Origin of the sequence: Streptomyces sp. NPDC057253, assembly GCF_042669125.1 — a bacterium.
Classification (GTDB): Bacteria; Actinomycetota; Actinomycetes; order Streptomycetales; family Streptomycetaceae; genus Streptomyces.
This window is the reverse complement of sequence record NZ_JBHUXV010000223.1, coordinates 1-8,941: the sequence shown is the minus strand read 5'-3', so window position 1 is coordinate 8,941 and position 8,941 is coordinate 1. Positions and strand designations below refer to the sequence as shown.

Here is an 8,941-nt window from a genome sequence, read left to right as displayed (position 1 = left end):
GCCGTGCCCGCCGGCCCCGCCGCCTCCGCCGTGCCCGTCGGCCCCGCCGGCTCCACCGCCCTCGCCGCACCGAGCGGGAGCGCGCGCGACGCGGCCGGGCCGGGCTCCGCGCTCTTCGCGTCGGCCGTCCGCGACGGCGTCGTCGACGCCCTGCGCGCGCTGCCGTGCCGGATCGACCTCTCCCCGGGCCTGCCCGACCTCGCCGCCTTCCCCCGCACCGCCTGGCTGCGCGCCGAGCGCGCCGTCCTCGCGGGCGTCACCCCGGCGGACTTCGGCTACGGCGACGCGCGCGGCGCCCCCGCCCTGCGCCGGGCCGTCGTCGGCTGGCTGGCCCGCAACCGGGGCATCCGCGCCGACCCGGAGGAGGTCGTCGTGGTGGCAGGTGTGGCGCAGGCCTTCTCCCTGCTCGGGCAGCTCCTGCGGGCGGACGGCATCGACCGCGTGGCCGTCGAGGACCCCGGATCGCTCGGCGCGCGCCAGCAGTTGGAGTACGGCGGCCACACCGTCGTCCCCGTCCCCGTGGACGCCGGCGGCCTCGACGTCGGCGCGCTGCGCGCCACCGGTGCCCGGGCGGTGCTGTCGACCCCGGCGCACCAGTTCCCCACCGGTGTGGTCCTCGACGGGGAACGCCGTCGCGAGCTGCTGAGCTGGGCCGCGGCCGGCGGGGTGGTCATCGAGGACGACTACGACGCCGAGCACCGCTACGACCGGCCGCCGGTCCCCGCCCTGCGCTCACTGCTGCCCGACGGGGTCTGCTACACGGGCAGCGTCTCCAAACTCCTCGCGCCCGCGCTGAGGGTGGGCTGGCTGCTCGTGCCGCCGGACCGGCTGGACGCCGTCGTGAGGGCCAAGCGGTACGCCGACCTCGGCAACGGCGTCCTCACCCAGCTGGTCCTCGCACGGCTGATGGACTCCGGCGAGCTGGAACGTCATCTGCGCCATGTCCGGCAGCGCCACCGCCGGCGCCGGGACGCGATGCTGCGTGCCGTCGAGGCACGGCTGCCCGGCGCCCGCGTCCACGGGGCGGCCGCCGGCCTGCACCTCATGGTCACCTTCGACGACCACGGGACCAGCCTGCGCGACACCGACCTGGCCGCGGCCGCCCTGGCCCGGGGCGTCAAGGTCCACCCCTTGTCCTGGCACCGACTCACCCCGGGCTCGCCCGGCTTGGTCCTCGGCTACGCGGCGGGCGCCGCCCACGACATAGAGGAGGGCATCACGGCGTTGGGCGAGGCGCTGCGCGGCCTGAAGCCGAGGTGACGACCGGCCCCCCACTGCGCCCCGGCCTCCACTCCGGCTGCCACCCTGTGCCGGCCGCCCCTCCGCCCCGGCCGCCACCCCGCGCCGGCCCTTTCCCGGCCCCAGCCGCCACCCCGCGCCGCGCCCCGACTTCTGAACCCAGCTGCACGAAGGCCCGGCTTCAGGAGTCGCGCACCGGCCCGCAGCTCGCGCGGACCACCAGGTCGACCGGGATCAGGGCCTCCGCCCCGGGTGCCTGGGTGGAGCCGTCGATGCGGCTCAGCAGGAGCCGCAGGGAGCGCGTGCCGATCTCCGCGAAGTCGGTGCGCACGGTCGTCAACGGCGGCAGCAGATGTGCCGCCTCGGGGATGTCGTCGTAGCCCACCACGCTGACATCCCCCGGCACCGAGCGGCCCGCCTCGTGGAAGGCGTGCAGGACACCGAGGGCCATCTGGTCGTTGGAGACGAACACTGCGGTGACATCGGCGCGCCGGGCCAGCCGCCGGCCCAGGTGGTAGCCGGAGTCGGCGCTCCAGTCCCCGAACAGCGGCTCGGGGACCCGCGCACCGGCCGCCTCCAGCGTCGAGCGCCAGCTCTCCAGGCGGTGGTCGGCGGAGGTCCAGCCGCTCGGGCCCGCGATGTGCCACACGGTCGGATGCCCGAGTCCCAGCAGATGCCGGGTGGCCTTGCGGGCGCCCTCCCGCGAGTTGCCGGTGACCCGCTCGGTCTCCGGGTCGAAGCCGTTCTCCAGCACCACCAGCGGGGTGTCGAACCGGGTGTCCGCCAGGGCGTGGCCCACCCACAGCTGCGGGGCGATGGCGATCACCCCGTCCGCGCCCTCCGCCGAGAGCCGGCCCACCGCCTCGACGACCGTGTCGTGCTCGGCCGTGTCGAGGGAGATGGAGCTCAGCAGGTAACCGGCCTCCTGGGCGGCGGTGTTGATCGCGGTGAGGATCGACGCCGGTCCGTAGCGGGCCGCGTCGAAGGAGATGACCCCGAGCATCCGGGTCCGCCCGCTGGCCAGCGAACGGGCGCTGCGGCTGGGCCGGTAGCCCAGGGTCCGCATGGCCGTCAGCACCGCCTCGCGGGTCTCGGGGCGGACGGACGGATGCTCGTTCAGCACCCGGGAGACGGTCTGCTTGGAGACCCCCGCCAACCGGGCCACGTCGTCCATCACCGGGCGCGAACCCGCGAAGTTGCGTCGGCTGCGCCCCTTCGGCACGGCTCCTTCGGCGGCGCTAGGGCTCATGGTGGCGCTTCCTCGACGTGATGGCGGTGGCGCTACGACCTGGTGGCGGCGGTGGTGCTACGACGTGGCCGTGGCGGTGGTGGTACGGCGGTCCCGGCCCACCCGAGCGCTCAGCATAGGTGGGCCGGTCCCGAGGGTCCGGACTCCCGGCAGGTCAGCCCGTCCGGACCGACCGGGTGCGCCGGGTGATCCACTCGGCGTGCGTGACGGCGGCCGTCCCCCGGTCACCGCGCGCCTGCTCCGGCAGCTGGACCGGCGCCGCCGGGTGCAGCGGCAGCACCCGCACCCGCAGTCCCTCGGTACGCAGCGCGTCCGCGGGCAGCCGGTCCAGGCCGATGTCCCACACCCGGCCCGCGAAGAACTGGTCGGCGACGAGGGTCTCCCCGACGTACGCCCGGCCCACGTCCCCGTGCCAGTGCAGCCGCAGCAGCGTGCCCGGCGGCAGCCCGTCCGGCACCTCGACCCGGTACTCGGCGGCCACGCTGTCGAAGTACTTGTCGGCCGGAGCGCTCGCCCGGCCCTGGACACCGGTGACGCTCTCGGGCGCGGGCCCGGCGGCCCGCACGAGGGCGACCTCGACGGCGGGGACCTCAGCAGCAGAGACCGACGGGACGACGTAACGGGTGAACACCCCGTCGACGACCGCCTTGGCCGCGACCCCGTCCACGACGGGCGCCCGCTCCGGCCCCGGCAGCACGGCGAACGACGTCTCCGTACCCGCCCCCGTGCCGTGCAGCTGTACCTCGTCCCGGTCGAAGACCACACCGTCCGCGCTCAGCACCAGCCGCTCGGCGCCCCACGCGCGGCCCCGGTAGGCGGTACGGGCCGTCGCCGCGTCCAGCACCAGCAGGCCGACCCGCCCGCCGTCGGCGGTGTCCACCTCGACGAGCGCTTCGGTGCCGGGCCGCAGCCCGGTCACCAGCAGCCGGTCGCCGACCGGCGTGACCTCCCCGGACGGGGTGCGGAGTGCCGCCACCGTGTCGGCGTCCAGGGCGAGTTCGGGAGCGATCCCGTCCGTGGCGGCCAGCACCAGGACCGTACGGCCCTCGACGTCGAGCGTGCACACCGGCTGGGCGGTGGCCCACTCCAGCCGCAGCCCGGCCAGCTCCAGCCGCAGCGGCCAGCAGAAGTAGGCGCCGGCCGGAACCGTGACAGGCGTGCTCGGCAGCGTCAACTCACCTCTGCCGTCCGGGAATTCGACCGTGAACGAGGTCTCCGGGTGCTCCGGCAGCGGCTCGTGCGGCTGGTGGTTGGTGACGAACAGGAAGCCGGAGTCCTGGTCACCGCGCACCGCCCACCGCAGGGTGTTTCGGTCGAACTGCCCGTCCGGCCGCTCCTCGGGGAGCACCGACTCCATGGGCGCGATCAGGTGCCCGAAGTCCGCCAACAGCAGGTGCTGGAGCCGGAGTTCGTGGTAGGTGCGCCGGTACTGGCCGTACTCGCCGAGCGGCGCCTGGAAGTCGTACGTCAGGACCGGCAGGTCGTTCGGATAGCCCGTGGCGTGCGACTCCTGGAGGGTGCTGAGCTCGCCCGGCGGGTTGGTGCCGCCGTGGAACATGTAGAAGCCCTGCCAGACCGAGCCGCAGCCGATCTTGGTGAGTCCGAGCGCGCCGATGTCGTCCGGATCGACGTACGGCCGCCGGTGGTACGACACCGCCATGCCGCCGCCCAACTCGCAGGTGGCCCAGGGGAACCGGTCCGCGAAGGCGTCCGGCGCGCTGCCGCGCACGGTCACCGGGCGCAGGTCGGAGCCGATGCCCTCGTCGTCGCGCTGGTGGGTGAAGAAGAAGTGCTTGCGGCAGGTGTCGGGCCAGCCGGCGTCGGCCTCGGTCCAGAAGGCCTCGGTGTAGCCGCCGTACAGCGGAAGCAGTTCGTCGGGCGGGAGGTGGACCCCGCCCCAGGCGGTCGAGGTCCACAGGGGGGCGCTGAGGCCGGCCTCCTGGGCCATCCGCTTGAGCGTCAGCAGGTGGCCGGGCTGGTCGTAGAGCTCGTTCTCGATCTGGATCGCCACGATCGGGCCGCCGTGGGCGCGGTCGAGACCGTCCAGCTGCTCGGCGATCGCCGCGAACCAGGGCCGTACGGCGTCGAGATACGCGGGGTCGTCGGTGCGGGGGACGCAGTCGCGGGCGAGCACCCAGTCGGGCAGACCCCCGTTGCGAACCTCCGCGTGCGACCAGGGGCCGATGCGCGGGATGAAGTCCAGGCCGTGGCGGGCGCACAGTTCGGCGAAGCGCCGCAGGTCGCGGTCGCCGTCGAAGCGGACGAGGCCCTCGATCTCCTCGTGGTGGATCCAGATGACGTAACTGGCGACGGCGGTCACCCCGCCCGCCTTCATCTTCAGCAGCTCCTCCTCCCACTCCCCGGCGGGACAGCGGGAGTAGTGGAACTCGCCGGAGACGGGGAACCAGGGGCGGCCGCCACGGGTGAGCCAGCGGCTGGTGACCTCGATCGGGTCGGCCGCGCCCGGCGCGTCGGCGAAGGGCAGATGACCGGTGAGCGGGGGAGCGGCGGGCGCGGGGACGCGCAGTCGGTGCGAGCGGGTCACCAGGTGTTCTCCGGTCCGAGGTCGGCGCTGTCCGTGAGCCGGGCACGGGTGGCGGTGGTGGCGTGCAGTTCGAGGACGACCAGGTCGTTGGAGCCCGGGCGCAGGACCGGGGCGGGCACGTACAGCGTGTGCTGCGGGCCGCGGTTCCAGTAGCGGCCCAGATGGAAGCCGTTGACCCAGGCCTGGCCCTTGGTCCAGCCGGGCAGGGCGAGGAAGGTGTCGGCGGGCGTGGCCACCTCGAAGGTGCCCCGGTGGAAGGCGGGTCCGGCGGACGGGCCGGTCTCGTACGCCCCGAACGGCACGCCGGCCGGATCGTCCACCGGCACCGGTCGCGACTCCCAGCCGCGCAGGGCGGTCCCCTGGAAGGACACCGGCCCGAGCAGCCCCTTGGGCGCGCCGATGCGCGGCCCGTAGTTGACCCCGCCCATGTTCTCCACGAGCACCTCGAGGACGGCACCGGTGTGCGGCACGCGCACCACCAGCGTCTCGTCGTGGCGCTCGCGCTCCAGTACGCCGACGCAGGCGCCGTCCACGAACACCTGGGCGCGGTCGCCGACCCCGCCCGCGAAGTGCAGCAGGCCCTCACCGGAGGCCGGCAGCGTGGTGCGGTACAGCAGGTAGCCCGACCGCACGCCCAGGTCGTTCATCGTCGCCGGGGCCTCGGTGCGCACCGGCGCGAGACCGCGGACGTACGGCAGCAGCGGCGCCCGGTGGTCCAGGTCGACGTCGGTGACGGGGAGCTTGGGCGCGGGAGCCGGGGCCGGTTCCTCCGGGACCGGGGCGTGGCGGGCGATGACCTCGCGGAAGGCGTGGTACTTGGGGCCGGGGTCACCGCTCTCGGTGAGGGCCGCGTCGTAGTCGTAGGAGGTGATGGTGGGGGTGTAGGCGTGCTTGTGGTTGGCGCCGTTGGTGAAGCCGAAGTTGGTGCCGCCGTGGAACATGTAGATGTTGACCGAGGCCCCGGTCGCGAGCAGCCGGTCCAGGTCGGCGGCGGCGTCGGCCGCGTCCCGCACGTGGTGGGGGCCGCCCCAGTGGTCGAACCAGCCGATCCAGAACTCCGCGCACATCAGCGGGCCTTCGGGCTGGTGGGCGCGGAGCGCGGCGAGGTTCTCCTCGACCCGGCTGCCGAAGGTGGTGGTGGCGAGCGTGCCGGGCAGTGTGCCGGCCGCCAGGTGCTCGGGGTTGGCCTGGTCGCAGGTGAACAGCAGCTCCTCGACGCCCCGTTCACGCAGCGACTGGTGGACGTGCTTGAGGTAGGCGGTGTCGTCGCCGTAGGCCCCGTACTCGTTCTCCACCTGGACGGCGATCACCGGGCCGCCGTGCGCGGCGAGATACGGCCGCAGCGCGGGGAGCAGCAGGTCCAGGTAGGAGTCGAACGCCTCGGTGAAGCGCGGGTCGCTGGTGCGCAGCCGGATGTCGGGGTCCGCGAGCAGCCAGGACGGCAGCCCGCCGTCGTCCCACTCGGCGCAGATGAACGGCCCCGGACGCAGGATCACCTGGAGCCCCTCCTCCTGGGCCAGGCGCAGCCAGCGGGGCAGGTCGAGGAAACCGTCCAGGACCAGAGTGCCGGGCTCGGGCTGGTGGTGGTTCCACGGCAGGTAGGTCTCGACGGTGTTGAGACCCATCAGCCGGGCCTTGCGCAGCCGGTCGGCCCACTGGTCGGGGTGGATCCGGAAGTAGTGCATGGCCCCGGAGAGGATCCGGAACGGCTCGCCGTGCAGGAGGAAACCGTCGGAGGTCGTCGTCAGAGCGGGCATGCGGGGCATCCCTTCGAAGGGCGGGAGGTCGGTGGGGCTCCGGGATCGCTGGTCCGTACAGAGGTATCGAGGACGTCGATGTTACCGGTAACTCTGGGGCCGTCAACATCCACGGAGGAGGGAGCCTTCGGGGTGATTGGACTGGTGGTCCAGAGATTGGATTGCTAGTCTAGGTGTGTGCTGACGGGGAGGAGAAGCAGGTGACGGAGGCTGAGCGGGACGCGATCCTTGCCGCGCTCACACCGGTCGTCGACGGGATCGCGGCGACCTTCGGTCCCGTGTGCGAGGTCGTGCTGCATGACTACCGGAGACCGGAGCGGTCCGTGGTGGCCCTTGCCGGCGCGGTGACCGGGCGCACGGTGGGCGGGGCGATGAGTCAGATCGGCATGCGCATGATCGCCCGCGGCGACGAGGCGGCCGACGAGCTGAACTACGTGACCCGCACCGACACCGGCAAGTTGGTGAAGTCGTCCACGATGCTGCTGCGGGACTCCTCGGGCGCGGTCTTCGGCGCCCTGTGCGTCAATGTCGACGTCGGCGCGGCGAGCGAGGTCCACGCCCTGCTGGGAGCGCTGGCCGGGATCGGCGCCGCCCCCGCCGAACCACCGGTCACCACCTTCGGCGACGACATCGACTCCGTGGTCGACGTCATGCTCGACGCGCACCGGCACCAGTCGTGGGCGCTGCTCGACCGCGCCGGGCGGCTGGACCTGTTCCGCAGCCTGGACGAGCGCGGGGTGTTCGCGGTGCGCCGGGCGATCGAGCAGGTGGCGGGACGGCTCGGGATCTCGCGGGCCTCCGCCTACAGCTATCTGTCCCAGTCCCGCAAACAACCCCGGCCCCGGGAAGGGGACCGGCAACAGGCGAACGATGGAGGGCATTCGTGACGACCACCCCGCCGGTCACCCTGGCCGACGTCCTGGACGCGGCCGCCCGGCTCAAGGGCGTCGCGCACCGCACACCGGTGCTGCGCTCGCGCACGCTCGACGCCCTGGTCGGCGCCGAGGTCTTCCTCAAGTGCGAGAACTTCCAGCGGGTCGGCGCGTTCAAGTTCCGCGGCGCCTACAACGCGGCCTCCCGTCTGACACCCGACCAGCTCGCCCGGGGCATCGTCGCCTACTCCTCCGGGAACCACGCCCAGGCGGTCGCCCTGGCCGCGCGTGAGCTCGGCACCACCGCGGTGATCGTGATGCCCGAGGACGCCCCGCGGTCCAAGCGGGCGGCCACCGAGGGCTACGGCGCCGAGATCGTGACCTACGACCGCTACACCGGCGACCGCGAGGCCATCGCCAAGGCCCTGGCCGCCGAGCGGGGCCTGGCACTCATCCCGCCCTACGAACACCCGCACGTGATGGCGGGGCAGGGCACGGCCGCGCTCGAACTGCTGGAGGAGACAGGGGAGTTGGGTGCCCTGCTCGCGCCGGTCGGGGGCGGTGGACTGATCGCGGGAAGCGCGACCGCCGCCAAGGGCCGGTATCCGGGCATCCGCGTGATCGGGGTCGAGCCGGAGACCGGCGACGACACCAGGCGCTCCCTGGAGGCCGGGCACCGCGTCAGCATCCCGGTGCCGAAGACCATCGCCGACGGACAGGCCCTGCACACTCCGGGCGAGCTGACCTTCTCGGTGAACCGGCGGCTGGTCGACGAGATCGCGCTGGTCTCCGACGACGAGATCCGGGACGCCATGCGGTTCGCCTTCGAGCGCCTGAAGATCGTCGCCGAGCCGAGCGGAGCGAGTGCGCTGGCCGCGCTGCTGAGCGGGCGGGTGGGGGGCCTGCCGGGGAGGGTCGGGGTGATCGTCTCGGGCGGCAATGTGGACGCGGAGCGGTTCGCGCGGCTGTGCGGGGGTGGGGACTGAAGGCGGGATGCCGGGTGCGGGTCCGTTGTGGCTGGTCGCGCCCCCGCTGCGCTGGGCTTGAGCCGGGCGCCTATGGGGGTGCCGGGTGCGGTTGTGGGGCGGGTGCGGGCGGGTGGGGGCTGGTCGCGCAGTTCCCCGCGCCCCCGCTGCGCTGGGCTTGGGCCGGGTGCCTACTGATGTGCCGGGTGCGGTTGTGGGGCGGGTGCGGGCGGGTGGGGGCTGGTCGCGCAGTTCCCCGCGCCCCTGAGGAGTTGCAGGTACGCGCGCTACGACGGGACCGTTAGTCGGCCGCG

At 73.8% G+C, this 8,941-nt stretch carries 6 protein-coding genes; 3 read left to right on the top strand and 3 right to left on the bottom strand.

Annotation, left to right across the window (positions count from 1 at the left end; genetic code table 11):
* Positions 1–1,260 (top strand): PLP-dependent aminotransferase family protein (locus ACFULQ_RS47490; RefSeq protein ID WP_383557620.1); only part of this gene is annotated, 1,260 nt, incomplete at its 5' end.
* Positions 1,261–1,420: 160 nt separating this feature from the next.
* On the opposite strand, the gene ACFULQ_RS47485 is transcribed toward ACFULQ_RS47490, so the two are convergent.
* From ACFULQ_RS47485 to ACFULQ_RS47475, 3 genes are all read right to left on the bottom strand, one after another.
* Positions 1,421–2,488, bottom strand: a complete 1,068-nt coding sequence (locus ACFULQ_RS47485; RefSeq protein WP_383557618.1) for a LacI family DNA-binding transcriptional regulator — start codon at positions 2,486–2,488, stop codon at positions 1,421–1,423.
* A gap of 154 nt (positions 2,489–2,642) precedes the next feature.
* A complete protein-coding gene (locus tag ACFULQ_RS47480) occupies positions 2,643–5,033 on the bottom strand; it encodes a beta-galactosidase (protein ID WP_383557615.1) in 2,391 nt (796 codons plus the stop codon).
* Positions 5,030–6,790 carry a glycoside hydrolase family 35 protein gene (locus tag ACFULQ_RS47475; RefSeq protein ID WP_383557612.1) on the bottom strand — a complete coding sequence of 587 codons (1,761 nt, stop codon included), beginning with the start codon at positions 6,788–6,790 and terminating at the stop codon, positions 5,030–5,032. Before ACFULQ_RS47475 ends, ACFULQ_RS47480 begins: the two co-directional genes overlap by 4 nt.
* A 200-nt stretch (positions 6,791–6,990) precedes the next feature.
* On the opposite strand from ACFULQ_RS47475, the gene ACFULQ_RS47470 reads away from it, so the two are divergent.
* Both ACFULQ_RS47470 and ACFULQ_RS47465 read left to right on the top strand, forming a co-directional pair.
* A complete protein-coding gene (locus ACFULQ_RS47470) occupies positions 6,991–7,677 on the top strand; it encodes a transcriptional regulator (protein WP_383557610.1) in 687 nt (228 codons plus the stop codon).
* Positions 7,674–8,648, top strand: a complete 975-nt coding sequence (locus ACFULQ_RS47465; protein WP_383557607.1) for a threo-3-hydroxy-L-aspartate ammonia-lyase — start codon at positions 7,674–7,676, stop codon at positions 8,646–8,648. The genes ACFULQ_RS47470 and ACFULQ_RS47465 overlap by 4 nt, the downstream gene beginning before the upstream one ends.
* The last annotated feature ends 293 nt before the right edge of the window (positions 8,649–8,941 follow it).